Below are 25,394 nucleotides of genomic sequence, written 5' to 3'. Positions count from 1 at the left end.
AAGGCCGCCCCGGGAGAACCCGGGACGGCCTTCGGTGGAACAAGCTCAGCAGGCGCCGTTGTCGGTCCAGACGCCCCATTCGCCGGTCGTGCCCGGCTCTTCGCCCTGCGTCCACCACTTCGCGGTGAACTTGTGGCTGTTGTGCGAGACAGCGTCGTCCTTGACGTAGACCTTCGCCTTGTCCCACGCCGCCGCGGTGCAGGAGCCGCCGCCCGGGGTGGTCGGGGTCGTGGTCGTCGGCGGGGTCGGCGTCGTCTGGGGCGGGGTCGCGCCGGCGAAGCGGACGCTGAACTTCGTGAAGTCCCAGTCGTTCTGCGGCACGTTGCTGCAGACGCCGTTGTCGGTCGTGCCGACGCAGGCGCGGTCGCGGTTGACCGACCAGAACGTGAAGCGGCCCAGGCCGTGGCTGGTCGCGTAGTCGTACACGGTCTGGAAGTCCGCGGTGTAGAACATCTCCGACGCGTCCGACTTGCCGTTCATGCCGGAGAAGCCTTCGTGCGAGTACGCCGTCGCGCTGTCCCAGCCCATGTGCGACATCAGCAGGCCGTGCAGGCCCTCGAGCGCGGACACCTGCGAGGAGCCGCCGTTGAAGCCGCCGTCGAACGGCATGATCGAGAAGTTGTTGGGGGAGAAGCCGATCGACTTCGCCTGGTCGAGCAGCTGCGTGCCGAACCAGCCGGTGCCGGCCGCGGTGCCCGGCATGGTCACCGATACGAACAGGCCGGGGTTGTTGGCCTGCAACGTCTTCGCCGCGCCGAGCTCGTTCGCGATGGCCGCGGTGTTCTCGTACTCCGGCTCTTCGAGGTCGAAGTCGATCGCCTTGAGCGAGTACTTCGAGATGACCTGCTGGTACGCGGCGGCGGTCGCGGCCACGGTCCCGCAGGTCTGGCCGAGCTTCGTGCCGCCGTAACCGCCGACGGACACCGAGACGTCACCGCCCGCGCCGCGGATCCGCGAGATCACGCCGGCGACGTTCGTGTCCGAGGAGACCGCGGCCGTGCCGTCCCAGGTCGGGCTGCAGCCGCCGCCGTTGGGCGCCAGGATGAACGCCAGCTGGAACGCCTTGAGCCCGGTCGCGTTCATCACGGTGACCGGGTCGGGAGGATTGTTGCTCACGGGCATCAGATACGGCGCCGCGGCGTACCAGTTGTTGCCCAGCGCCGCTGTCGCGGAGGGCGCGCCGATCACGAGACTCACTGCTGTACCGATGAAGGTGGCGGCGGCGAGCCCGACGGCGGCCAGTCTGCTTCTGCGCATGATCTGTCCTCCCGGTGGGGTTCGAGGGTGGTCAGATCATTGGACTAGACCATTTCAAAGTCAAGACGAAGGCGGAGTTACGGGCGAAACCCGAGAAATGTCGCATTCCGAAGACGACGAAAGGTGGTTGCGCCACCGACGCAACCGCCTCCGTCAAAGTCATTCAGCCCAGATCACCCGAAGGCAGGCCCCCACCCTCCACCGGGGGGCGTGCCCTGGTCCAGTCTATCGGTGGGGCACGACGGGAAGCCGTGATCCGGGCGGGAAGACGAGGGTTGTCCACACCCTGATCGAGTGGGGACAACTGCGTCACTCCGACTCCAGGTCGCCCTCCAAGGACAGGTAGACCTCGCGCATTTGGGCCAGCAGCTCGGGGTCCGGCTCCTCCCACAGGCCGCGGTCCGCGGCCTCGTTCAAGCGCTCCACGATTCCGCGTAGCGCCCATGGGTTCGCTTTGCGCAGGAACTCCTGGTTCGTCTCGTCCAGGACGTACGTCTCGGTCAGCTTCTCGTACATCCAGTCGCCGACCACGCCCGCTGTTGCGTCGAAGCCGAAGAGGTAGTCCACCGTGGCCGCCAGCTCGAATGCGCCCTTGTAGCCGTGACGCCTCATGGCCGCCAGCCAGCGGGGGTTCACCACGCGGGCGCGGAACACGCGCGCCGTCTCCTCGCCCAGGGTGCGGGTGCGGACCGCGTCCGGGGTGGTGCTGTCGCCCACGTAGGACGCCGGGGCCGTGCCCGTCAGTGCGCGGACCGTGGCGATCATGCCGCCGTGGTACTGGAAGTAGTCGTCCGAGTCGGCGATGTCGTGCTCGCGGGTGTCGGTGTTCTTGGCCGCCACCACGATCCGCTTGTACGAGCTTTCCATGTCCTCGCGCGCCGGGCGGCCGTCCAGGTCGCGGCCGTACGCGAAGCCGCCCCAGACCGCGTACACCTCGGCCAGGTCCTTGTCGTCGCGCCAGTTGCCGGACTCCATCAGCGGCAGCAGCCCGGCGCCGTACGCGCCCGGCTTCGAGCCGAAGATCCGGGTCGTCGCGCGGCGCGTGTCGCCGTGTGTAGCCACGTCGGCGTCTACGTGTGCTCGCACGAAGTTCTCCGCAGGGGGTTCGTCCAGGCCGGCTACCAGCCGTACCGCGTCGTCCATCATCGTGATGACGTGCGGGAACGCGTCGCGGAAGAAGCCGCTGATGCGGATCGTGACGTCGATGCGCGGGCGGCCCAGCTCGGCCAGGGGAATCGCCTCGATGCCGGTGACGCGCCGTGACGCCTCGTCCCACACCGGCTGGACGCCCAGCAGCGCCAGGACCTCCGCGGCGTCGTCGCCGGACGTCCGCATCGCCGACGTGCCCCACACCGACAGCCCGACCGAACGCGGCCAGTCGCCGGTGTCCTCGCGGTAGCGGCGCAGCAGCGAGTCCGCGAGCGCCTGGCCGGTTTCCCAGGCCAGCCGGCTCGGGATGGCCTTCGGGTCGACCGTGTAGAAGTTCCGGCCGGTCGGCAGCACGTTGACCAGCCCGCGCAACGGCGACCCGCTCGGCCCGGCCGGGATGTAGCCGCCGTCCAGCGCGTGCAGGATCGCGTCCAGCTCGCCCGCGGTCGCCGCCAGCCGCGGGACGATCTCGTTCGCCGCGAACTCCAGGATCAGCCGGACCTGCTCGTCCGGGCCGCCCAGCTTGTCGTCGATGATGCCGCGCACCGCCGTGACGTCCCAGGAGCGCCACTCCATCGCCTCGATCAGCGAGCGCGCCGTCTTCTCGATCTTGTCCACTTCGGACGTCGGCGCGTCGGAGTTCTCCTTGAGCCCCAACGCCGACCGCAGCCCGGGGATCGCGCCCTGCTTGCCGCCCCAGATCTGCTGGGCGCGCAGCATCGCGAGCACCAGGTTGACGCGTGCCTCACCGGTGGGCGCGGCGCCGAGGATGTGCAGGCCGTCGCGGATCTGGGCGTCCTTGACCTCGCACAGCCAGCCGTCGATGTGCAGCAGGAAGTCGTCGAACTCCGCGTCGTGCGGGCGCTGCTCGACGCCGAGGTCGTGGTCCAGCTTCGCGGCCTGGATGAGTGTCCAGATCTGCGCGCGCACCGCGGGTAGCTTGGCCGGGTCCATCGCCGCGATGTTCGCGTGCTCGTCGAGCAGCTGCTCCAGCCGCGCCATGTCGCCGTACGACTCGGCGCGCGCCATCGGCGGGATCAGGTGGTCGACGATCGTCGCGTGCGCCCGCCGTTTCGCCTGCGCGCCCTCGCCCGGGTCGTTGATCAGGAACGGGTAGATCAGCGGCAGGTTGCCGAGCACGGCGTCGGGCGCGCACGACGCCGAGAGCCCGGCCGTCTTGCCCGGCAGCCATTCGAGGGACCCGTGCTTGCCCAGGTGGACGACGGCGTGCGCGCCGAACTCCTCCTCCAGCCAGCGGTAGGCGGCCAGGTAGTGGTGGCTCGGCGGCAGGTCCGGGTTGTGGTAGATCGCGACGGGGTTCTCGCCGAACCCCCGCGGCGGCTGGATCATGATGATGACGTTGCCGCTCTGCAGCGACGCCAGCACGATGTCGCCGTTGTCGACGTACAGCTCGCCGGGCGCCGGACCCCAGTGCCCTTCGACGCCTTCGCGCAGCTCCGCGGGCAGCGCGTCGAACCACTCCTGGTAGCGCGCGGCGGGCACCCGGATCGGGTTGCCGGCCAGCTGCTCCTCGGTGAGCCACTCCGGGTCCTGGCCGCCGGCGGCGATCAGCGCGTGGATCAGGGCGTCACCGTCGGGCTGGTCGGTGCCGGTGGGCTCGACGCCCGGGAACGCGTCCTCACCCAGGTCGTAGCCCAGATCGCGCATCCGTCGCAGCAGCTCGATGACCGACGCGGGCGTGTCCAGCCCGACCGCGTTGCCGACGCGGGAGTGCTTCGTCGGGTACGCGGACAGCATCAGCGCGATGCGCCGCTCCGGAGCGGGCGTGTGCCGGAGACGCGCGTGCGCCAGGGCGATCTTCGCGACGCGGGACGCGCGCTCGGCGTCCGGGATGTACCGCGGCAGCCCGTCTTCGTCGAGCTCCTTGAACGAGAACGGCACGGTGATCAGCCGGCCGTCGAACTCCGGGACGGCCATCTGGTTGCCCGCGTCCAGGGGGGAGAGGCCTTCGTCGCTCGCCGCCCACGTCTCGCGGTCGCTGGTCAGGCACAGCGCCTGCAGGATCGGGACGTCGAGCGCGGCCATCTCGGCGACGTCCCACGCCTCGTCGTCGCCCCCGGCGCCCACCTCGGACGGCTTCGTGCCACCCGCCGCGAGCACCGTGACCAGCAGCGCGTCGACCTTGCCCAGCTCGGCCATCATCGCCGGCTCGCGCGTCCGCAGCGACGCCGTGTAGACCGGCAGCGCGCGCCCGCCCGCGGCCTCGATCCGGTCGGCGAGGGTGTGCACGAACGCCGTGTTCCCGGACAGGTGGTGCGCGCGGTAGTAGAGGATCCCGATGACCGGGCCGTCCGTGTGCGAAGGAGGCCGCTCGAGGATGCCCCAGCCGGGCTGCACGGCGGGCGGCTCGAAGCCGTCGCCGGTGAGCAGGAGCGTGTCGGAGAGGAACCGGTGCAGCTGCGTGAGGTTCGCCGGGCCGCCCTGCGCGAGGTAGGCGTGGGCCTCGGCGGCGATGCCCGCCGGGACGTTCGAGAGCTTCATCAGCTCGGCGTCCGGCGTCTGCTCCCCGCCCAGGACGACGACGTGCGCGCCCGAGGAGAGCAGCGTGTCGAGGCCCTCCTGCCAGCTCCGCGGGGTGCCGAGGATGCGGACGACCACGATGCGCACGCCGTCGAGCAGGCCCGGCAGCTCGGCGACGTCGAGTCGCGAGGGGTTCGCCAGCCGGAACTCGCCGTCGCACGAACGCGCGCTGAGCAGGTCGGTGTCCGAAGTGGACAGAAGCAGGATCACGAGGTTCCTCCTCGGGGTCCGCGCCCCGGGTAGACGGGCGCGCCGGCCGGAGTTCCTGGCTTCCCGGAGAGCGGGCTCTCCGGTGACAGTGGCGGGACCGCCCCGGACTCTCACCGGGTTCCTCCACCTGCCGACGCGTGGGTATCGGACTCACTCTCCGGTGCGCCCGGGCGTGGCGTCAAGGTGACGTGCACGGCTACCGGGTCGGTAGCCTGGTGGCCGGGCTACAGGATCGGGGTAGGGCCACGGTGGATTCCTTCCTCCACGACTTCACCGACGCGCAGTCGAGCCGCCACCCGTACCGCGTGCCGACCGCGGCGGAACTCCGGACCGCCGAAACGGGGTTCGCGGCGTTCCTCGATCGGCGGCCGCACAACCTCGCCGAGCTGGGGTTTTCCGTCGAGGACGACAGCCTGGTCGTGCAGGAGCCCGGCACCGAACGCGCGTGGGGGCTCTACGTCGTCGACCGGTCCGCGCCGCCCTCGCTGGTCGTCGAGGTGCCGCACGCCTCCTCCGACCTGCGGACCGAACGGCTCGGCCTGGCCCTCTTCCGCGAGACGCCCGGGGCCGTGCTCGTGGTCGGGGGCGCGCACCGCCGCCGGGAGGACCCCGCGCACGAGACCCGCAGCGTCTTCCACGTCGTGACGACGCTGCTCGCCCGGCGCGGCCTGCCGCAGGTGCAGCTCCACGGCTTCGGCGACGCCACCCTGACCTCGGCCGACGTCGTGCTCTCGGCCGGCGCGGCCGAGGCCGGCGACGCGGCCCGCCGGGCGGCGGACCGGCTCACCGCCGACGGCTTCCGCGTCTGCCGGGCCTGGGCCGAGCCCTGCCGGGGCCTGGCCGGCACCACGAACGTGCAGAGCCAGGCCGCCGCGGGCACGCCGTTCCTGCACGTCGAGCTCAGCCGCACGGTCCGCGAGACCCGCCGCGCCGACGTCGTCCGCGCGCTGGTGGACGCCGACCTCCGCAAGCCTTAGGCGGACCGCTCTCCCAGCCGCGGGAACGGCTTCGTCGAGAACAGGACCTCGACGTTGACCTCGAAGAAGTCCGCGATCCGCAGGGCCAGGTAGAGGCTCGGGCTGTACTCGCCGCGCTCGAGGTAGCCGATCGTCTGGTAGTGCACGCCCAGCGCGTCGGCCAGCTCGCGGCGCGAGATCGACCGCTCCGCGCGCAGCATCGCGATCCGGTTGTAGACGACCTCGCTCATGACTCACCCCACACGCTGCATGGCCTTCTCCCGCCTTTCGGCCACCGACGAACCCGACTCGCGCCGCGCCATGCGGCGGAGCAGGACCGGGGCCAGGGCCAATCCGATCACGGACCACGCGACGAGCACGGCGAGGGTCGGCAGCGGCCGCCACGAATGGCCGATCTCGGCGACGACCGCGCTGTCCGGCAGCAGCGCCGAGCGCATGCCGAGGCCCAGCCAGTACATCGGGAACACCTGCGCGATGCCCTGGACCCAGACCGGCAGCGCGATCACCGGGTAGAAGATCCCGGAGATCGCGCCCAGCCCCATGACCGGCAGCACGATCAGCCCCGTCGACCGCGGGCTGCTGATCAGCGAACCCAGCGCGGCCCCGATCGGCAGGGTCGCGAACAGCCCGAGCACCAGCACCCCCAGCAGGTGCAGGTAGGACCAGAGGCCGTCGGGCCCCAGCGACGGGTACAGGAACAGGCACGGGATCAGGACCACCAGCAGTGACGCCAGCTGCCCGAGCGACAGCGTCGTGGTCTTCCCGATCAGGTAGCCGAGCATGCCGTTCGGTGTCGCCTTCGCCCGCAGCAGCGTGCCGTCCTCGCGGTCGATGACCAGGTAGCTCGCCGCGCCGGTGAGCCCGGTGAACACGATCCCGGCGCCGAGCACGCCGGGCACGGTCGCCGCGCCGAGGGAGAACCTGGTGCCGGGCACCGTGGCGTCGCGCATGAAGAACACCACGCCGAGGAAGAGCGCGGCGAAGACGATCTGGCCGAAGACGTCCTCGCGGTTGGTCCAGGTCTGCTTGAACTCGATCCAGCCGCGGGCCAGCCCGGCCCGCACCGCGACGGTGTTCATCGCGCACCCGCTTCCTGGAGGCCGAGTTCCGTCTCGCCGTCGGTTTCGGCGCGGTGGACGAGTGTCATGTAGGTGTCCTCCAGCGACGCGCGGCGGACTTCGAGGTCCGCCACCGCCTCGCCGTGCTGCTTGAACAGGTCGTGGACGTACTTCGTGGCCTCGGTCGTCGAGTGGACGAATTGCCGGCCGTCGATCGTCCAGCGGACCTCGGCCTCGCCGGCGATCTGCCGGCTCAGCGCGTCGGCCGAGCCGTCGGCGATGATCCGGCCGCCGTTGAGGATGAGGATCCGGTCGGCCAGTTTCTCGGCTTCGTCGAGGTCGTGCGTGGTCAGCAGGATCGTGGTGTCGAGCTCGTCGGACAGCCGGTGCACCAGGTCGTGGAACTCGCGCCGGGCCTCCGGGTCGAAGCCCGCGGTGGGCTCGTCGAGGAAGAGCAGCTCCGGCCGGCCGACGATGCCGATCGCGACGTCGAGCCGCCGCCGCTGGCCGCCGGAGAGGCTCTTGATCTTCTTGTGCGCGTGGTCGGTGAGCCCGACCGCCGCGATCAGCTCGCCGGCGTCCCACGGCCGCGTGCACGCCGGTGTCGAGTACGGCGCGTAGTACCGGCCGAGGTGGGCGAGCAGTTCGCGGACGCGCCACTTCCCGTGGTCGCGCCAGGACTGGAGCACGACCCCCAGGCGTGCTCGCCAGTCCTCGCCGCCGTGGGCCGGGTCGACGCCCAGCACGCTCACCTCGCCGGCCGACCGCATCCGGAAGCCCTCGAGGATCTCGATCGTCGTGGTCTTGCCCGCGCCGTTCGGCCCGAGCAGGCACACGACCTCACCCCGGTACGCCTCGAACCCGACGCCGTGCAGGACGTCGTTCGCGCCGTAGCGCATCCGCAGCCCGCTCGCGCGGACCACGGGATCCGCTGGATCTCTCATGACCTGACCCCCATCCGACTGATGCGATCGAATGTAGCACACCTGCTACATTCGGTCGGACTTGTGGTGCACCCGGAACTTGACCGGCGGTCATCCGGTTCGCGGTGCATGGGAACTTGGCTGGGGCTGGCCCTTCCGGGCGGCGTGGTGATCCTGCTGGTCATGGCCGCGATCGAGCTGCGGCCGCGCAAGAACGGCTCGCGGTTCAAGGCGCGGCTGTCCGCGACCTACGTCGAAGAGACCACCGCGTTCCTCTACGGCACCAAGCGGCGTGAGCTGGAACACCGGGAAACGATGTCCATGCTCGTCGAGCAGGACGCCGACGGCGCGCCTCCCCGGCGTGACGTGGACCTGGACGCCGGAACGGCCGTGCTGCGCCCGCGTCCGGCCGCGAAGGAGCCCGGGAACCGCGAGTTACAGTGACCTCATGCCGACCCCCGCGCGTGTGCGAGCCGACGCGTGCCCCGGTGTTTTCGCCACCCACGACGCCGCGGACGGCCCGTTGGCGCGGGTCCGGCTGCCCGGGGGTGCGGTTTCCGCCGTGCAGCTGCGGGTACTGGCCGACTGCGCCGAAGCGTGCGGCGACGGCGACCTCCACCTCACCTCGCGCGGCAACGTCCAGCTGCGCGGGGTGACCCGGCCCGGCCTCGCGGGCCGGCTGGCCGACGCGGGCCTGCTGCCGTCGCCGTCGCACGAGCGGGTCCGGAACGTCCTCGCCTCGCCGCTGAGCGGCCTGACCGGCGGGCTCGCCGACGTCCGCGGGCTGGCGGCCGTGCTCGACGCCGTCCTGTGCGCGACGCCGGAGCTGGCGTCGCTGCCCGGGCGGTTCCTCTTCGCGTTCGACGACGGACGCGGTGACGTCGCCGGCGAAGGCGCCGACGTCTGCTGGCGCGCGACCGGCCCGTCCGAAGGAACCCTGCTGCTCGCGGGCGGCGACACCGGACGTCGAGTGGCTCTGGGCGACGCCGTCTCGACGCTGGTCGACGTCGCGCTGGAGTTCCTCCGGGTGCGCGGATCCGCCTGGCGTGTCGCCGAGCTCGACGATCCGGCGTGGCGCGGGACGCCGGTTCCCCGTGCCGACGTCCCGGTGCCGGTCGGGTTGATCTCGGAGTCCGTGGCGGGCGTCGTCCCGCGGTTCGGGCAGCTGTCGGCCGCGCAGGCCCGCGCGCTGGCCTCCTGCGGGCCGGCGCTGGTCACGCCGTGGAAGTCCGTGGTGCTGCCGGCCGCGCCCGCCGACGTCTTCGAACGGCTCGGCTTCGGCGGCGAGCCCCTGGGGACCAGCGCGTGCATCGGCCGTCCGGGCTGCGCGAAGTCGCGCGCCGACGTCCGCGCCGACGCCGTGTTCCGGCCCGGGCTGCGCGCGCACTTCTCGGGCTGTGAGCGGCGGTGCGGGAAGCCGTCACAGTCCACTGTGGACGTTGTCGCCGAAGCGGGCGGCTACCGGGTCGACGGCCGGTGGGTGCCGTTCGAAGAGCTGAAAGGAACGCTGTGATCGACTACCTGCGGGACGGTGCCGAGATCTACCGGCACTCGTTCGCCACGATCCGCGAGGAAGCGGACCTGGCGATCCTGCCCGACGACGTGGCCGGCCTGGCGGTCCGGATGATCCACGCCTGCGGCATGGTCGATCTGGTCGACGACGTGCGGTACACCCTCGACGTCGTCGAGTCCGGCCGCGCCGCGCTGGAGGCGGGCGCGCCGATCCTGTGCGACGCGCAGATGATCGCCAGCGGCGTCACGCGGCGTCGCCTGCCCGCGGGCAACGAAGTCGTCTGCACGCTGTCGGACCCTAGCGTGCCCGGCCTCGCCGAGCGGATGGGCACGACGCGCTCGGCGGCGGCGCTGGAACTGTGGCGTGACAAGCTGCCCGGCTCGGTCGTGGCGATCGGCAACGCGCCGACCGCGCTGTTCCGCCTGCTGGAGATCCTCGACGAAGGCGTCGGCGCGCCCGCGGCGATCATCGGCGTGCCGGTCGGGTTCGTCGGCGCGGCGGAGTCCAAAGTGGAGCTGGCGAAGCGGGCACCCGCACCGTACCTGGTGGTGCACGGACGGCGTGGCGGCAGCGCGATGGCCGTCGCCGCGATCAACGCGTTGGCGAGCACCGAAGAATGACCGGCACGCTGTACGGCGTCGGGCTCGGCCCCGGCGACCCGGAACTCATGACGGTCAAGGCCGCGCGGCTGATCTCGGAAGCCGCGGTGATCGCCTACCACAGCGCGCGGCACGGCCGGAGCATCGCGCGGTCGGTGGCCGAGCCGTACCTGCGTGCGGGGCAGATCGAGGAGAAGCTCGTCTACCCGGTCACGACCGAGACGACCGACCACCCCGGCGGCTACGAGGGCGCGATCGCCGACTTCTACGAGCTGAGCGCGAAGCGGCTCGCCGAGCACCTGGACGCGGGCCGCGACGTCGTGGTGCTCTGTGAAGGCGATCCGTTCTTCTACGGCTCGTACATGTACATGCACGAACGGCTTTCCGGCCGGTTCGCCGCCGTGGTCGTGCCGGGGGTGACGTCGGTGAGCGCGGCGTCGTCGGTGCTCGGCCGCCCGCTGGTCCAGCGCGACGAGGTCCTGACGATCCTGCCGGGCACGCTGCCTGCGCCGGAACTGGCCCGGCGTCTCGCGGACACGGATGCGGCGGCGGTGGTGAAGCTGGGACGCACGTTCGGTTCGGTGCGGGAGGCGCTGGCGGAGGCCGGGAAGCTCGACGACGCGTTCTACATCGAGCGCGCGACGTGGGGGGAGCAGCGGATTTCGCCGTTGGCGGACGTCGATCCTTCGACGGTGCCGTACTTCTCGCTGGCGTTGCTGCCTTCACCGGCTTACGCGTCTCGTCAGGCTCCTGCGGTTTCGCCGGTCCCTTCGACGGCCGCCGGTGAGGTTGTCGTGGTCGGGCTGGGGCCCGCCGGTCCGGAGTGGCTGACGCCGGAGGCCTTGGCGGAGCTGGAGGCGGCGGAACACATCGTCGGGTACGGCCCGTACGTCGCGCGGGTGCCGCAGAAGGCCGGGCAGCAGCGTCACGCTTCCGGCAACCGGGTCGAGGCAGACCGGGCGGTCGAGGCGTTGTCGCTGGCCGCCTCCGGCGCGCGCGTGGCCGTGGTGTCCTCGGGCGACCCGGGGGTGTTCGCGATGGCGTCGGCGGTGCTGGAGCAGGTGTCTTCGGGCCACGGCGCGGGCGTCCGGGTCCGGATCGTCCCGGGCGTGACGGCGGCCCAGGCGGCGGCGTCCCGGGTCGGCGCGCCGCTGGGGCACGACTACTGCGTGCTCTCGCTGTCGGATCGGTTGAAGCCGTGGGAGATCATCGAGAAGCGCTTGGACGCGGCGGGTGCGGCGGATCTGGTGCTGGCGCTGTACAACCCGGCTTCGCGTACCCGGACGACCCAGCTCGCGGACGCCCGCTCTGTCTTGCTGCGGCACCGCTCGCCGTCGACTCCGGTGGTGGTGGCGCGCGACGTCGGCGGCCCGGAGGAGGACGTCCGCATCACGACGCTGGGCGACCTGGATTCGTCCACTGTGGACATGCGCTGCCTGCTGATCGTCGGCTCCTCCCGCACCCGCGCGGAGAACGGCATCGTCTGGACGCCCCGCAGCTACTGAAAGCCGTGAATGCCACATTGAGAGACCTAGTGTCCCTCGATGTGGCATTCACGGACAACGTCAGCGGGTGGGGTCCTTGCCGTTCGGCTGGCTCGGGCCCGGGCCCGGGGACCACCAGCCGGGGACTGTTTTCTCGCCGTGGATCACGGTCGGGGCGATGCCTTCGGTGAACGGCTCGATCTGCAGCAGCTGGCCCCACGACTGGCTCGGCTGGCCGATCAGGTAGCTCGGGACCTCCGGCTCTTCGGCCAGCTCCTCGAGCCAGCCGATCGGGCCGCCGTTGGTCGAGGACGCCCACTCCGCCTCGTCCGCCAGGCCGCCCGCCGTGATGCGGTACTCCGGGACCTGCGAGATCCCGTCGTGGGACATCACCGGCTGGGCGCACGGGTACACGAACGACGCCGGCCAGTCGATGTACACCGGCTTCGAGCCGATCTTGTCCGTCAACGTCGTGAACGTCGGGACGCGCGGGGCCGACGCCGCGATCCAGCCGTCCTCCGTGAGGTCGTTGTCGACGATGTTGATGCGCAGCGCGTTCGTCTCCTGCGGGAGGTCGCGCAGGTTGATGCGGGTGTCGTTCCAGCCACCCGTGCCCCCGCCCGGCGGGAGCACGAACTGGCTGCGCAGGATCTTCACGCCCTCGGGGGTGTTGACGCCGTAGTCGAGGCTGACCGACGTCGGCCGGCGGGACGCGCCCGCCGTCGCCACCACGACCTGGCCGTCCGCGGGCTTCTCCGTCAGCGCGTACCAGTCGCTGCGCAGGCGGCCCGCGCGCGTCTCGGGGTCGAGGTAGCTCGACCACATCGGCACGTTCTCCGGCGTGAACCCGTGCGGGGGCTCCGCCAGGGGGTCCTTGTCGTCGACCGAGCGAGTGTGGAAGCCGGTCTGGACGCGGCCGTTGTCGCGGTCGGGGTTGGGCAGCGGCGAGTTCTCCGGCGGCTTGGTCTCGTCGGGGACCGTCCGCTGCTCGGACTGCGGGTGCAGGATGCTCGTCGCCGCGTCGCGCTCCACCATGACGTGGTCGGAGAGGTTGCAGCTCTTGCCGAACAGGTGCCCGACGTTCGCCGCGCCCAGGCTGTAGCTGCCGGCCTGGTTGTGGATCGCCCACGCCATCGTGACGAACTCGCCGCCCGCCACGAGGCCGCAGACCACCACCAGCGACAGCGAGCCGAGCCGCAGCGCGCGCAACCGGCCTTCCTGCACCGGTGGCGCGGCGGTGGGCCGGTGCGCGCGGACGTTCTCGACGAACGCGTATATCCCCGCGATCGCGGCCGCCACCAGCAGGATCGTGGACAGCGGGATGCCGCCGATCGACGGCGCCACGTTCGTCCACTGGACGCCGAGGCGCGAGACGAACCAGTACGTGTTCGGGCCGGTCGCGGCCAGCGCGCCCACGACCAGCAGCCCGGCCAGGAACGCGGCGCGGTTGCGTTTGGACCGCAGCACCGTCGAACTGGTCGCGAGGGCCGTCAACGCCGCCATCGACGCCCCGACCGCCGCGAACGCGCCGAAGTGGTGGGTCCACTTCGTCGGCGTCAGGGCCAGGAGCAGGAAGAACAACGCCGTCGTGCCGATCAGGCGGCGCGCGGGACCGAGCGACGCGCCCTGGATGCGGCCGCGGCGCAGCAGCATCACCAGGCAGGTGGCGGTGCACAGCACGATCAGCAGCACCGGGAACCGGCGTGGCGCCGAGCCGTCCGGCAGGTCGGCGAACAGCAGCTGGTAGCGCGCGAGCTCCTGGAACCACGACAGGTTCGGACCGACCTGGGTGCGGATCCGGGTCGCCTCCTGGACCGTCGCGAACGTCTGGTCGGCGAACACCACGACCAGCACCAGCAGCCCGGCCGCGGCGACCGGCGCGAGCACCGGCAGCCAGCCGTTCTCGTTGGCGCGCTGGCGGATCAGCTTGAACAGCGGACGCGCGGCGACCAGGTACGGCGCCACCGCGATCAGCCCGGTCGGCGTCGCGGCCAGGGTGAACCCGGCCGCGGTCAGGCCGAGGCACAGCGGCAGCAGCCGCCGCGTCACCAGGGTGCGTTCGACGGCGCAGATCGCCAGCAGCGAGCCGAGCGCGGCGACCGGTTCGGGCCGGACACCGTTGTTGTAGGGCATCCACCAGACCAGGAACACCGTCGCCGCGGCCCAGCTGGCCGGGCGGCTGGTGCGGACCTGGGCGCCCAGGCGCGGCATGACCTCGCGGCTGATCAGCAGCCAGCACAGGACGCCGAGCAGGAACGACGGCAGCCGGATCCACGGCGGCACCACGCTGACGTGCGCCATCAGCTCGAATACGTGGTAGAACCAGCCGAACGGCGCCTCGGCGACGCCGAACCAGCGGTGGTAGTTCGTCAGGAACCCGGTCTGCTCGGTGACCCGCGCCATCGTGAGGATGTAGCCGTCGTCCGAGGTCACGGGCCCGATGAAGACCCACGCGCCGAGCGCGGCGATCACCGTGGCGTCCCGCATCGTCAGCCGCCACCAGCCGACCGGCGCCCAGCGCGGGGCGCGGCGGGCGAAGCCGGAGTCGCGGCGCCAGACCGCGATCATGCAGCCGATCAGCGACAGCACGGCCAGCACGCCGACGGTGATCTTCAGCGCGGTCGGCGACGTCTGGTACCGCGTGTCCGGCACGACCGAGACGTGCAGCCCGGCGATCGGGTCCTTGCTCGAGTTGATCGAGGAGTAGATGCCGACCACGCGCGGGCGGACGTCGCCGTCGGCGTGGAACACCGGCGTCCCGGCGACGGCCAGGGTCATCTGCTTCGCGTCGACGTCCAGCTCGACGTCGCACTTCTCGGCCGGCAGCGGCTGCTGGGCGATCTGCTGGCCCTGGCTGGAAGCGATCAGCACCCCGTTGTCGACGCGCAGCTGCATCCCGACGCCCTTGCCGGACTTCGGGTCGGTGCGGCCGTCGGGCACGGTGGCGAACAGGAGGCCGGGGCCGTTCGTGCGGGCGTCGACCGAACGGACGGCCGCGCACGGCAGCTCGGCGCGCAGGTCCTGGGCCCAGTACCCGGTCAAGGGCGCGTTGACGGAGCGGGTGTCGCTGCCGGTCGGCCAGACGACCTCCGCCGTGTCCTGCACCACCGGCAGGAAGGGGAAAGCCAGCGCGCACAGGGCCGAGAGCAACCCCAGCGCTACGGCAATCAGACGCATCGGCGCAACGCTAACGGGTCAGACCGAGGCGGTTCACCCAGACCCCGGGTCACGCGGCGTGAACCGCCCGTGGTGTATCGCCCCGGCCAGGGGACGGCGGCTGCGCCACCCGTGGCGCTCCAGGTCGGGCACGGTTTCGAGCCGGCTGACCGGGCCGGTGCACAGCCACGCGACGGGCCGCACGCCGTCCGGGATGCCGAGCAGTTCGCGCAGGAACGGCTCACGGTAGAAGCTCACCCAGCCGACGCCGAGGCCTTCGGCGGTCGCGGCCAGCCAGAGGTTCTGGATGGCCAGGCAGACCGAGTACAGGCCGGCGTCGGCGATGGCGTGCCGGCCGAGCACGTCGGGCGCGCCGCGCGCGGCGTCGTAGGTGACGACGATGCCGAGGCTCGACTCGAGGATGCCCTCGATCTTGATGTTCGCGAAGGTGCCGGCGCGCTCTTCGCTGAGCTGTCCGGCGAAGACGTCCCGCTCGTCGTGGACGTGCTTCGCGAACCGCTCGCGGGTCGCGTGGTCGTCGACCAGCACGAAGTCCCACGGCTGGCTGAGCCCGACGCTCGGCGCGGCGTGCGCGGCTTCGAGGATCCTCATCAGCGTCGCTTCGGGGATCGGCTCGCCGGTGAACTCGCCGCGGACGTCGCGGCGCTTGCGCAGGACTTCGTAGAACTCTTCGATCATCGGTTCAGCACCCATTCGACGGCCTCGGGCCCGGTCGCGGCGGTCTCGGTCACCGGCCTCGGCGGTCGCCGGACCAGCAGCACGGGCACGCCCAGCTCGCGGGCGGCTGTGAGTTTGGCACTGGTCAGGTCGCCACCGGAATCCTTCGTGACGAGGACGTCAACCCGGGTGAGCAGTTCGCGCTCGCTGTCCACTTCGTACGGTCCGCGCGCGAGGAGCAGTTCGTGGTGCCGGGGCAGCGGCGGTTCGGGCGGGTCGACGCAGCGGATCAGGAACCAGAGGTCGTCGAGGTGTGCGAAGGCGGGCAGTCCTTGGCGGCCGCTGGTGAGGAAGACGCGTTTCCCCAGTTCAGGGAGTTTCCTGGCGGCGTCGGGGAGGTCGTCCGCCCAGTGCCAGACGTCGTTTTCACCGGCTTCCCAGCCGGGCCGGGCGAGCCGCAGCAGCGGGATCTTCGTGAGTTCGGCCGCCTTCGCCGCGTTGGCGCCGATGCGCTCGGCGAAAGGGTGCGTCGCGTCCACGACAGCGCGTACGTCGTTCTCGCGCAGCCAGGCCGCGAGACCGTCCGCGCCGCCGAAGCCGCCTACGCGCACTTCGCCGACCGGGAGCCGTGGCCGCGCGACGCGTCCCGCCAGGGAAGACACGATGCGCACTCCGCGGTCGGTCAGGTCCGAAGCGAGCTGCCGCGCTTCGCCCGTCCCGCCGAGGATGAGGATCACGAAGGACGTCCGTAGCCGACGGCTTCCCGCCAGCGGTCGAGCGTCCGCATGTTGGCCAGCGTCTCCGCCCAGGTCAGCTCGGGCGCCTGCCGGTCACCGACGTGCGCCGCGACGTGATCCGCTTCGCGTGCGAAGAGCCCCTGGCTCGCTTCGATCTCGATGACCTGGGGTTCTCCGCTGAGCGAGGTGAGGACGATCTGCGACGTCACGGGCTTGCGCAGCGCATGGATCCACGCCGGCCGCGGCACGTGCAGCTGCCCTCGGCTGCCGTAGACGTGGATGCCGTCCTCCTGCGTGAGCCGGAACCCGCACGAGAGCCGCGCGAGGATGTCGCCGGGCAGCCGCAGCAGGCCGGTCGCGTACTCGTCGACGCCGGTCGCGGAGAGCTTTGCCATCCCCGTCACCTCTTCCGGCTCCACGACGTCGACGCCGAGCGCCGCCTGCGCGACCAGCCGCGCCAGCGACGTGCAGTAACAGCCGACGTCGAGGATCCCGCCGCCGCCGAGCGCGAGGTCGCCGAGCCGAGCCACCTCGCCACCTTCACCGTCTTCGCTGGCGTAGCTGAAGGTGACGTCGACCGCGCGCACCTCGCCGATCGCGCCGGACGAGATCAGCTCGGCCAGCCGCCGCGTCTGCGGGTGCAGCCGGTACATGAACGCCTCCATCAGGAAGACGTCGTGCGTGCGGGCCGCGGCGATGACCTCCTCGGCGTCGGCGGCGGTGACGGTCAGCGGCTTCTCGCACAGCACGTGCTTGCCCGCTTCGGCCGCCGCGATCGCCCACTCCCGGTGCATCGGGTGCGGCGTCGAGACGTACACCGCGTCGACCTCCGGGTCGGCGAGGAGGTCTTCGTAGCTGCCGTAGGCCTTCGGGATCTCGAAGCGTGTCGCGAACTCGCGCGCCCGGTCGGCGGACCGCGCGGCGACGGCGGTCAGCACGCCGTGCTTGCTCTCGTCGACGCCCGCGGCGAACTCGGCGGCGATGGTCCCGGCGGCCAGCAGGCCCCAGCGCAGGTGCGTCACAACGACTCCGGTTGGTTCGCCCGGTCGCGGGCACTGGAATAGAGGAAGCTGTCCGGAAACCCGGCCGCGGCGAGCACCCGGCCGACGAAGATGGTCGCCGCCCGCGTCATCCCGGCCGCGCGGACCAGCTGCGGGAGTTCGCCGAGCACCCCACGCACGACGGTTTCGCCAGGCTGGCTCGCGAGCGCCACGACGGCGACCGGGCAGTCGGCGCCGTAGTGCGGGACGAGTTCGCCGGCGACCCGTTCGACGTGGTTGATCGCCAGGTGCAGCGCGAGGGTCGCCCCGGTGGCGGCGAACGCGGCCAGCGTCTCGCCCGGCGGCATCGCGGTCGAGCGGGCCTGCACGCGTGTGATGATCAGGCTCTGCCCGACCTCCGGCACGGTCAGCTCCCGCCCGAGCACCGCAGCCGACGCGGCGAAGGCGGGCACGCCGGGCACGACCTCGTACGGCACGCCGGCGGCGTCGAGGCGCCGCGCTTGCTCGGCGACGGCGCTGTAGAGCGACGGGTCGCCGGAGCACAACCGGACGACATCGTGCCCGGCCCGGTGCCCTTGGACCAGCTTCTCGACGATCTCCGCCAGGCTGAGGTTCGCCGTGTCCACCAGCTCCGCGGACGGCGGGCAGTACGCGAGCAGGTCGGTGGGCGTCATGCTGCCGGGGTAGAGGCAGCCGCCGCAGCGAGCCAGCAGGTCACGCCCGCGCACGGTGATCAGGTCCGCGGCCCCGGGCCCGGCACCGACGAAGTACACGGTCATCGGCTGCTCCCCGGGGTGTGGGCCGCGGTGGCGCAGCCGGTCGTTCGCCGTGCGCCGTGGGCACGAGCCGCGGTGGCGTGGCCCGACGTTCGCCGTGCGCCGCGGGTGCGGGCCGCGGCTGCAGCTGCGGCACGGCCGGTCATCGGCTGCTCCACTGCGTCACGGTCCGCGCCGGCGTCCAGCCGGTGAACCCGCCCAGCGGGGCGGCCCGCTCGACCGCGATCCGCAGCAGCTCACCACCGTGCTGCTCGTACGCCCGGGCCAGGACCTGCTCGGCTTCCAGGGTGACCCCGTGCGCCACCACTCGCGCGCCCGTGGTCAGGCACGCGTCCAGTACACCCGGCACCGTGACGCCGCCTCCGATGAAGACGGCGTCCGGCGCGGGCAGCGCGCTCAGCGCGTCGGGTGCTTCTCCGGTCACCACCTCCAGTTCCGGTACTCCCAGGTCGACCGCGTTGCGGCCGATCCGCTCGGCGCGTTCGGGATCACGCTCGATCGCGATCGAGCGGTTCATCGCGTGCATCCGCGACCATTCGATGCCGACGCTGCCCGCGCCCGCCCCGACGTCCCACAGCAGGTCGCCGGGGCTCGGGGCGAGGCGGGCCAGCGCCGAGACCCGCAGGTCGCGCTTCGTCAGCTGGCCGTCGTGGGCGTACACGTCGTCCGGGATGCCGATCAGGGGCAGCGCCGGGCCGGTGCACTCCAGCGCGAACACCGTCAGCGGACCGGGATCGCCGGTCCAGCCGTCGGAGATGCGCTCTTCGGGCCCGCCCAGGTTCTCCAGCGCGAACAGCTCGCTCTCGCCATAACCCCGCACGGTGAGCAGGGAGCGCAGAGCCGCCGCGTCGGCGCCCAGGACGAGCACCCGCCGGCGCGGCGCGAGCACCCGGGCCGCGCGCGCCGACGATCGGCCGACGAGGGTCACCACCTCGGTCTCCTCGGCGGACCAGCCCAGCCGGGCCCGGGCCAGTGTCACCGACGAGAGCGCGGGCAGCGCCTCGACCTCATATCCATGAGCCACCAGAGTAGAACCCACCCCCGACAAAAACGGATCTCCGCTGGCCAGGACGCACACGCGGTGGCCTTCGTGCTCGGCGAGCAGCGCGTCCAGGCCGGGTAGCAACGGCGAAGGCCACGGCACCGCCGGCACCTCCGCGGGCAGGTACCCCAGCTGCCGCGGCGCGCCGATGACGACGTCGGCGCCGAGGACCAGGGCCTGGGCTTGTTCCGAGAGCCCGGGCCAGCCGTCGGCGCCGATCCCGACCACCGTCAGGCGTCGTGGGCTCCGCGGTGGGACGTCGTCGGAATCCCCGGGTCCCGTTGCAGGTCGACGTGATTTTTCGCGCACGATTTCCCACCCTAAGCGAGGCGGGCGCTGTGCGATGATCGGCCGGTCGCCGACCTCCGCCGCTGAAGGAGTGCTGTTGAAGCCGTACCCGTTCACCGCCGTCGTCGGGATGCCGGACCTGCGCCTGGCGCTGATCCTGTCCTCGATCTCGCCCGCCGTGGGCGGGGTGCTGGTGCGGGGTGAGAAGGGCACCGCGAAGTCGACCATGGTCCGCGCGCTCGCGGGCCTGCTGCCCGGCGTGGACATCGTCGACGGCTGCCGCTTTTCGTGCGATCCCGCGGCTCCCGACCCGGTTTGCCCGGACGGCCCCCACGACGGCGCGAGCGGCCACCGGCGCCCGGCGCGGCTGGTCGAGCTGCCCGTCGGCGCGGCCGAGGACCGGGTCGTCGGCTCGCTGAACCTGGAACGTGCGCTCGCCGAGGGCGTCACGGACTACCAGCCCGGCCTGCTCGCCGCCGCGCACCGCGGGCTGCTGTACGTCGACGAGGTCAACCTGCTGCACGACCACCTCGTCGACACGCTGCTCGACGCCGCCGCGATGGGCCGCGCGACCGTCGAGCGCGAGGGCGTCTCGGTGTCGCACGCGGCGCGGTTCGTGCTGATCGGCACCATGAACCCCGAGGAGGGCGAGCTGCGCCCGCAGCTGCTGGACCGGTTCGGCCTGACCGTGGAGGTCGCCTCCAGCCGCGATCCCGAGCAGCGCGTCGAGGTCGTCCGCCGTCGCCTGGCCTACGAAGCCGATCCCGACGCCTTCGCCGCCGGGTACACCGACGAAGACACCCGCCTCGCCGAGGAGATCGAGTCGGCGCAACGGCTTCTGCCCGCGGTCAAGCTGCCCGACGACGCGCTGCGGCAGATCGCCGAGATCTGCGCGTCGTTCGAGGTCGACGGCATGCGCGCGGACATCGTCACCGCGCGCGCCGCGGTCGCGCACGCCGCCTGGGCCGGCCGCGACGAGGTGACCACCGAAGACGTCCGCGTCGCCGCCCGGCTCGCGCTGCCGCACCGGCGCCGCCGCAACCCGTTCGACACGCCCGGGATCTCGGAAGAGCAGCTGGAGCAGGCCCTTCAGGACGCCCAGCCGCCGGAACCCGGCCCCGAGGACGACGGCCCGGGCAGCGGTTCGACGCCGGAGGACGCGCCGCAAGACGTTCCGCCGGACGTTCCTCAGGGAGGAGACGCGCCGCAGGGCCAACCCCAGCAACAGGGCGGGCAGCAGAAGACCGTCGGCGCCGGCGAGACGTTCAAGGCCCGCGTGTTCCGCGTCAAGGGCATGGGCGAGGGCGAGCGCGGACGCCGGTCGCGCGCGATCACCGACAGCGGACGCACCATCGGCGTCCAGCCCCCGAGCGTCCGGGACGGGCGGCCGCACCTGGTCGCGACCGTCAAAGCCGCGGCACCGCACCAGAAAGCCCGTGGCCGCGAGGGCGCCGGGCTGAAGATGCGACGGCAGGACCTGCGGTTCGCGCTGCGCGAAGGCCGTGAAGGCAACCTCGTCCTGTTCTGTGTCGACGCGTCGGGCTCGATGGGCGCGAAGGCCCGCATGCGCGAGGTCAAGTCCGCGGTGCTGTCGCTGCTGCTCGACGCCTACCAGCGCCGCGACAAGGTCGGGCTCGTCACTTTCCGCGGTGACAGCGCGGAACTCGCGCTGCCGCCGACGATCAGCGTCGACGCGGCCGCGTCCCGCCTCGAAGGCCTGCCGACCGGCGGCCGGACGCCACTGGCCGAAGGCCTCCTGGAAGCCGCGCGCGTGCTGCGCGTCGAAGAGATCCGCGATCCGCGACGCCGTCCGCTGCTGGTCGTCGTCACCGACGGCCGCGCCACCAGCGGCGCGAACGCCGTCGCGCGCGCCCAGGCCGCGGCCGGGCTGCTCACCGGCGTCACGACCGTGGTGATGGACTGCGAGAGCGGCAAGATGCGGCTCGGTCTCGCCGCGGATCTGGCCGTCCGCCTCGGTGGCGAGCACGTGCCGCTGTCCGACGTCGCCGCGGAGTCGCTCGCCGACGCCGTCCGCGCGCGCACCGCGGGACGGGCCGCCTGATGCCGCAGGGGAAACCGGAAGTCGTCCCGAAGGACGGGCTGACCACGCGCCAGCGCCGCAACCGGCCGCTGCTCGCCGTGCACACCGGCGAGATGAAGGGCAAGTCGACCGCGGCCTTCGGGATGGCGCTGCGCGCCTGGAACCAGGGCTGGTCGATCGGCGTGTTCCAGTTCGTCAAGTCGGCGAAGTGGCGCGTCGGCGAGGAAGCCGCGTTCCGCGCGCTGGGCAAGCTGCACGACGACACCGGCGAGGGCGGGCCGGTCGAGTGGCACAAGATGGGTGAGGGCTGGAGCTGGGCGCGCAAGTCCGGCACCGACGAGGACCACGCGTCGAACGCCCGTGAGGGCTGGGCGGAGATCAAGCGACGGCTCGCCGCCGAGACGCACGACTTCTACGTCCTCGACGAGTTCTCCTACCTGCTCAAGTGGGGCTGGCTCGAAGTCGACGACGTCGTGTCCACTTTGGTCGACCGGCCGGGGCACCAGCACGTCGTCATCACCGGCCGGTACGCGCCGCCGGAACTGCTCGACGCCGCCGACCTCGTCGCCGAGATGACCAAGGTCAAGCACCCGATGGACGCCGGCCAGAAGGGCCAGCGGGGGATCGAGTGGTAGCGCGCGTGGTCATCGCCGCGCCCGGCTCCGGGCACGGCAAGACCACCATCGCCGCCGGCCTGATGGCGGCCCTGCGCACGGCCGGGCACCGGGTGTCGGGGCACAAGATCGGCCCGGACTTCATCGACCCGAGCTACCACGCGTTGGCGACCGGCCGCCCGGCTCGCAACCTCGACCCGTTCCTGCAGGGTGAGGACACGCTGATCCCCTTGCTGCGCCACGGTTCCCGCGATGCGGACATCGCCGTGATCGAGGGCGTGATGGGCTTGTTCGACGGCGCGCTGGGCACCGAGGGGTACGCCTCGACCGCGCACGTCGCCCGGCTGATCGACGCGCCGGTGGTGCTGGTGGTGGACGCGTCGGCGGCTTCGCGCAGCGTCGCGGCGACGGTGCTCGGGTTCGCTTCCTATGACACGCGGGTGCGGCTCGCCGGCGTCATCCTGAACAAGCTGGGCTCGCAACGGCACCTCGACGAGATCGCGTCCGCGCTGGAAGCGACCGGCGTCCCGCTGCTGGGTGCGTTGTACCGCAACGAAGAGATCCACGCGCCGAGCCGGCACCTCGGCTTGGTGCCCGCCGCGGAACGGTCCGCGGAAGCCGAGCGCGTGCTGCCCTCGCTCGCCGCGTGGGTCACCGATGGCGTCGACCTGGAAGCGATCGTCCGGATCGCTTCGGGGGCGTCCCGGCTTTCGGCTCCGATGTGGACACCGTCCGGTGTGGACGGTCCACGTGCGACGGTCGCGGCCGCGGGCGGGCCGGCGTTCACCTTCCGCTACACCGAGAACATCGAGCTGCTCGCGGCGTGCGGGATCGACGTCGTGGACGTCGATCCGTTGCGGGACAAGACGTTGCCCGATGGGTGCGCCGGGTTGTACTTCGGCGGCGGGTTCCCCGAGGTGCACGCGGCCGAGCTGTCGGCGAACACGGCGTTGCGCGCCGAGGTGGCGAAGGCGGTCGACCGCGGGATGCCGGTCAGCGCGGAATGCGCCGGACTGCTGTACCTGTGCCAGTCGCTGGACGGCGTGCCGATGGTCGGCGCGGTGCCGGCGGACGCCAAGATGACCGCGCGGGGCAAGCTCGGCTACCGGCGCGCGGTCGCCGTCGAGGACAACGTGCTGGCCGCGGCCGGGCAGCGCGTCACCGGGCACGAGTTCCACCGCACGGAAGTCACGCCGCCGCACGGCGCGTCGGCGGCCTGGGGCTGGGACCGGCAGCTGGACGGCTTCGCGTCGCCGACGCTGCACGCGTCCTACCTGCACGTCCACTGGGCCGGGTATCCCGAGCTGGCGCAGCGGTTCGCCGGCCGCGTCCGGGCCTTCGCCCATGGCTGAGTACGACCTGCACCACCACGGCGACCGCGAAGTCGGGCCGGGGCTGGTGGATCTCGCGGTGAACGTCCGGCTGCCGCGGCCGCCGGCGTGGCTGCGGGCCGAGCTGGTGTCCGCTTTGGACACTCTCGCGGCCTATCCCTCTGCTGTCGAAGCAACTGCTGCCGTCGCTGTGCGGCACGGCCGTTCTCCTTCGGAAGTGCTGGTCACGGCCGGTGCCGCGGAAGCGTTCACGCTCCTGGCGTCGGCGCTGCGGCCGCGGCGCGCGGTGGTCGTGCACCCGCAGTTCACCGAGCCGGAGGCCGCGCTGCGAGCGGCGGGTCATGAGGTTTCGCGGGTGATCCTGTCCGAAGTGGACGGGTTCGTGCTCGATCCGGCCGCGGTGCCTGAGGATGCGGATCTGGTGTTCGTCGGCAACCCGACGAATCCGACGTCGGTGCTGCACCCGGCCGCGTCTCTGCGTGCGTTGGCCCAGCCCGGTCGGCTGCTGGTCGTCGACGAGGCGTTCCTGGACGCGGTTCCCGGGGAAGCCGAGAGCTTGGCTCACGGCGTTCCCGGCGTCGTTGTGCTGCGCAGCCTGACGAAGACGTGGGGTCTGGCCGGGCTACGGGCGGGTTATGTGCTCGCCGAGCCTTCCGTGATCGAGCGGCTGCGTGCGGTCCAGGTGCCGTGGTCAGTGTCCACTTTGGCCGGTGTCGCGACGGTGGCGTGCTGTCGTCCGTCCGCTGTGGAGGAAGCCGAAAAGCTTGCGGTGGCGGCGGAATCGGACCGCGAGTACCTGGTGTCGGGCCTGGCCGCGGCGGGCGTTCGCGTGCTTGGCGAGCCGCGTGGCCCGTTCGTGCTGATCCGCGTCCCCGGCGGCGCCGACGTCCGCCTGCGGCTGCGCGAAGCGGGCTACGCGGTCCGCCGCGGCGACACGTTCCCCGGGCTGGGGCCGGATCATCTGCGCCTGGCGGTGCGGGATCGTGAAACGACGGACGCGTTCCTGACGGCTATTCGCAGAGGTGCTTGAACGCCGTCGCGCCGCGCCGGACCAGGAACCGCACCTCGTGGCCCTGGTCGTCGCGGAAGATCATGTCCCCGGAGTCGGTGAAGAACATCGTGCCCTCCTGGTAAGGGTTGCCCCAGCCCGCCGGCGCTCCGCCGTTCGGGCCGTACAGCGGCGTTTCCGCCTCGAAGTAGGTCAGGCCGCTGCGCGTCTCGTCGACGCCGCAGTGGGTGAGCAGCGCGAAGTTCGGCAGGAAACCGTGGGTCTGGCGGGGCAGTGGCACCGCCGGGACGACCGGCACGGGCGCCGGCGCCGGGCGGCTCGCGAGGATGATCCCGCCGGCGACCAGGATCGTGACGGCCGCGACCAGGGCCGGGACGAGCACCCGCCGTCGCGGTGCCGGTGCGGTTTCCCGGACGTCGACGTGGTCGGCGAGGGCTGCGAAGGCGGCGCGCAGCCGCGTTTCGACGTCGGTCATCGGAGCTGTCCTTCCAGTTTCGCGAGCGCGCGGGACGCGCAGGTCTTGACCGTGCCGCGGGAGACGCCGAGCGTGTCGGCGATCTCGGCTTCGGAGAGGCCGGACCAGTACCGCAGCACGAGCACTTCCCGTTGCCGTCGCGGCAGTTGCCGCACGGCGGCGATGACCTCGCGGTGTTCCTCGTCGAGCAGGGCTTCGGCGTCGGCGGGCGGGCCGTCGTCGCGTTCGGCTTGCTCGGCTTTGCGGTGCCGCAGCCGCAGGGCCGCGCGCCGCTGGGCGGAGCGGGCGCCGTTGACGACGGAGACGCGCAGGTAGCCGCCGGCGCCGGCGGGGTCGTCGAGCGGCCACCGTTTGAAGAGCGCGACGAAGGCGTCCTGCACGACGTCCTCGGCGAGCCCGCGGTCACCGAGCAGCAGCACGGCGAGCCGGACGAGGCCGGGGCGGTGGGCACGGAAGAGATCCGCCAGGTCCACGGCGATGTCGGTGCTCAGGGCGTCCTCCTCGGCGTTTACCTGGTACACGCCGGGCGGAGGCC

22 protein-coding genes and 1 riboswitch are annotated in these 25,394 nt (G+C 72.2%); of the genes, 9 read left to right on the top strand and 13 right to left on the bottom strand.

Annotated features, from left to right (window positions below; all coding sequences use genetic code 11):
* Positions 1-45: 45 nt before the first annotated feature.
* Both OG439_RS27225 and cobN read right to left on the bottom strand, forming a co-directional pair.
* Positions 46-1,257, bottom strand: a complete 1,212-nt coding sequence (locus tag OG439_RS27225; RefSeq protein ID WP_326943657.1) for a chitinase — start codon at positions 1,255-1,257, stop codon at positions 46-48.
* A 309-nt stretch (positions 1,258-1,566) separates the two neighbouring features.
* Positions 1,567-5,157 carry a cobaltochelatase subunit CobN gene (gene cobN, locus OG439_RS27220; protein WP_326943656.1) on the bottom strand — a complete coding sequence of 1,197 codons (3,591 nt, stop codon included), beginning with the start codon at positions 5,155-5,157 and terminating at the stop codon, positions 1,567-1,569.
* Positions 5,158-5,206: 49 nt separating this feature from the next.
* Positions 5,207-5,281: riboswitch (cobalamin riboswitch) on the bottom strand.
* A 124-nt stretch (positions 5,282-5,405) separates the two neighbouring features.
* Here cobN and OG439_RS27215 point away from each other — a divergent pair.
* Positions 5,406-6,134 (top strand): hypothetical protein, encoded by a 729-nt coding sequence (locus tag OG439_RS27215; RefSeq protein ID WP_326943655.1) that lies wholly within the window; start codon positions 5,406-5,408, stop codon positions 6,132-6,134.
* On the opposite strand, the gene OG439_RS27210 is transcribed toward OG439_RS27215, so the two are convergent.
* Genes OG439_RS27210 through OG439_RS27200 form a run of 3 tightly spaced genes read right to left on the bottom strand, consistent with a single transcriptional unit; the run spans position 6,131 to position 8,136 of the window.
* The gene (locus OG439_RS27210; protein WP_326943654.1) at positions 6,131-6,364 is read right to left on the bottom strand and encodes a helix-turn-helix transcriptional regulator; all 234 of its coding nucleotides are present in this window, start codon (positions 6,362-6,364) and stop codon (positions 6,131-6,133) included. The two genes, OG439_RS27215 and OG439_RS27210, sit on opposite strands and share 4 nt — an antisense overlap.
* A gap of 3 nt (positions 6,365-6,367) precedes the next feature.
* Complete coding sequence (locus OG439_RS27205; RefSeq protein ID WP_326943653.1) at positions 6,368-7,213, bottom strand: ABC transporter permease; 846 nt, start codon at positions 7,211-7,213, stop codon at positions 6,368-6,370.
* Complete coding sequence (locus OG439_RS27200) at positions 7,210-8,136, bottom strand: ABC transporter ATP-binding protein (RefSeq protein ID WP_326943652.1); 927 nt, start codon at positions 8,134-8,136, stop codon at positions 7,210-7,212. The genes OG439_RS27205 and OG439_RS27200 overlap by 4 nt, the downstream gene beginning before the upstream one ends.
* 108 nt (positions 8,137-8,244) lie before the next feature.
* Here OG439_RS27200 and OG439_RS27195 point away from each other — a divergent pair, with 108 nt between their 5' ends.
* Genes OG439_RS27195 through OG439_RS27180 form a run of 4 tightly spaced genes read left to right on the top strand, consistent with a single transcriptional unit; the run spans position 8,245 to position 11,732 of the window.
* Complete coding sequence (locus OG439_RS27195) at positions 8,245-8,559, top strand: DUF6191 domain-containing protein (protein ID WP_326943651.1); 315 nt, start codon at positions 8,245-8,247, stop codon at positions 8,557-8,559.
* A 4-nt stretch (positions 8,560-8,563) separates the two neighbouring features.
* Positions 8,564-9,628 carry a precorrin-3B synthase gene (locus OG439_RS27190; RefSeq protein WP_326943650.1) on the top strand — a complete coding sequence of 355 codons (1,065 nt, stop codon included), beginning with the start codon at positions 8,564-8,566 and terminating at the stop codon, positions 9,626-9,628.
* Positions 9,625-10,248, top strand: a complete 624-nt coding sequence (locus OG439_RS27185) for a precorrin-8X methylmutase (RefSeq protein WP_326943649.1) — start codon at positions 9,625-9,627, stop codon at positions 10,246-10,248. Before OG439_RS27190 ends, OG439_RS27185 begins: the two co-directional genes overlap by 4 nt.
* Positions 10,245-11,732 (top strand): precorrin-2 C(20)-methyltransferase, encoded by a 1,488-nt coding sequence (locus OG439_RS27180; RefSeq protein ID WP_326943648.1) that lies wholly within the window; start codon positions 10,245-10,247, stop codon positions 11,730-11,732. Before OG439_RS27185 ends, OG439_RS27180 begins: the two co-directional genes overlap by 4 nt.
* 60 nt (positions 11,733-11,792) lie before the next feature.
* Here OG439_RS27180 and OG439_RS27175 read toward each other — a convergent pair whose 3' ends face one another.
* The 6 genes from OG439_RS27175 to cbiE all read right to left on the bottom strand — a co-directional run bounded on the left by OG439_RS27175 (position 11,793) and on the right by cbiE (position 19,410).
* A complete protein-coding gene (locus OG439_RS27175) occupies positions 11,793-14,888 on the bottom strand; it encodes an arabinosyltransferase domain-containing protein (RefSeq protein WP_326943647.1) in 3,096 nt (1,031 codons plus the stop codon).
* 33 nt (positions 14,889-14,921) lie between these two features.
* Positions 14,922-15,566, bottom strand: coding sequence for a 5,6-dimethylbenzimidazole synthase (gene bluB / locus OG439_RS27170; protein WP_326943646.1), 645 nt, complete (start codon positions 15,564-15,566; stop codon positions 14,922-14,924).
* Positions 15,563-16,282, bottom strand: coding sequence for a cobalt-precorrin-6A reductase (locus tag OG439_RS27165; RefSeq protein ID WP_326943645.1), 720 nt, complete (start codon positions 16,280-16,282; stop codon positions 15,563-15,565). Before OG439_RS27165 ends, bluB begins: the two co-directional genes overlap by 4 nt.
* A complete protein-coding gene (locus tag OG439_RS27160; protein WP_326943644.1) occupies positions 16,279-17,304 on the bottom strand; it encodes a Gfo/Idh/MocA family protein in 1,026 nt (341 codons plus the stop codon). The genes OG439_RS27165 and OG439_RS27160 overlap by 4 nt, the downstream gene beginning before the upstream one ends.
* Positions 17,301-18,062, bottom strand: a complete 762-nt coding sequence (gene cobM, locus OG439_RS27155) for a precorrin-4 C(11)-methyltransferase (protein ID WP_326943643.1) — start codon at positions 18,060-18,062, stop codon at positions 17,301-17,303. The genes OG439_RS27160 and cobM overlap by 4 nt, the downstream gene beginning before the upstream one ends.
* Before the next feature lie 139 nt (positions 18,063-18,201).
* Entirely contained in the window at positions 18,202-19,410 is a 1,209-nt protein-coding gene (gene cbiE, locus OG439_RS27150) for a precorrin-6y C5,15-methyltransferase (decarboxylating) subunit CbiE (protein ID WP_442792226.1), read from the bottom strand.
* Between the two features lie 76 nt (positions 19,411-19,486).
* Between cbiE and OG439_RS27145 the strand changes: the two genes are divergently transcribed.
* The 4 genes from OG439_RS27145 to cobC are packed head-to-tail and all read left to right on the top strand — an operon-like array spanning position 19,487 to position 24,405.
* Positions 19,487-21,451: a putative cobaltochelatase gene (locus tag OG439_RS27145; RefSeq protein WP_326943641.1), complete on the top strand. Its 1,965-nt coding sequence runs from the start codon at positions 19,487-19,489 to the stop codon at positions 21,449-21,451.
* Positions 21,451-22,065 carry a cob(I)yrinic acid a,c-diamide adenosyltransferase gene (gene cobO, locus OG439_RS27140; RefSeq protein ID WP_247055908.1) on the top strand — a complete coding sequence of 205 codons (615 nt, stop codon included), beginning with the start codon at positions 21,451-21,453 and terminating at the stop codon, positions 22,063-22,065. Before OG439_RS27145 ends, cobO begins: the two co-directional genes overlap by 1 nt.
* The gene (locus tag OG439_RS27135; protein WP_442792225.1) at positions 22,059-23,396 is read left to right on the top strand and encodes a cobyrinate a,c-diamide synthase; all 1,338 of its coding nucleotides are present in this window, start codon (positions 22,059-22,061) and stop codon (positions 23,394-23,396) included. Before cobO ends, OG439_RS27135 begins: the two co-directional genes overlap by 7 nt.
* Positions 23,389-24,405, top strand: a complete 1,017-nt coding sequence (gene cobC / locus OG439_RS27130; protein WP_326943639.1) for an Rv2231c family pyridoxal phosphate-dependent protein CobC — start codon at positions 23,389-23,391, stop codon at positions 24,403-24,405. The genes OG439_RS27135 and cobC overlap by 8 nt, the downstream gene beginning before the upstream one ends.
* Here cobC and OG439_RS27125 read toward each other — a convergent pair.
* Complete coding sequence (locus OG439_RS27125) at positions 24,386-24,859, bottom strand: hypothetical protein (RefSeq protein WP_326943638.1); 474 nt, start codon at positions 24,857-24,859, stop codon at positions 24,386-24,388. The genes cobC and OG439_RS27125 overlap by 20 nt on opposite strands.
* A complete protein-coding gene (locus OG439_RS27120) occupies positions 24,856-25,380 on the bottom strand; it encodes an RNA polymerase sigma factor (protein ID WP_326943637.1) in 525 nt (174 codons plus the stop codon). Before OG439_RS27120 ends, OG439_RS27125 begins: the two co-directional genes overlap by 4 nt.
* Positions 25,381-25,394: the final 14 nt, after the last annotated feature.

The organism is Amycolatopsis sp. NBC_01307, assembly GCF_035975215.1.
Lineage (GTDB): Bacteria > Actinomycetota > Actinomycetes > Mycobacteriales > Pseudonocardiaceae > Amycolatopsis.
This window is presented reverse-complemented; position numbering and strand designations above follow the sequence as displayed.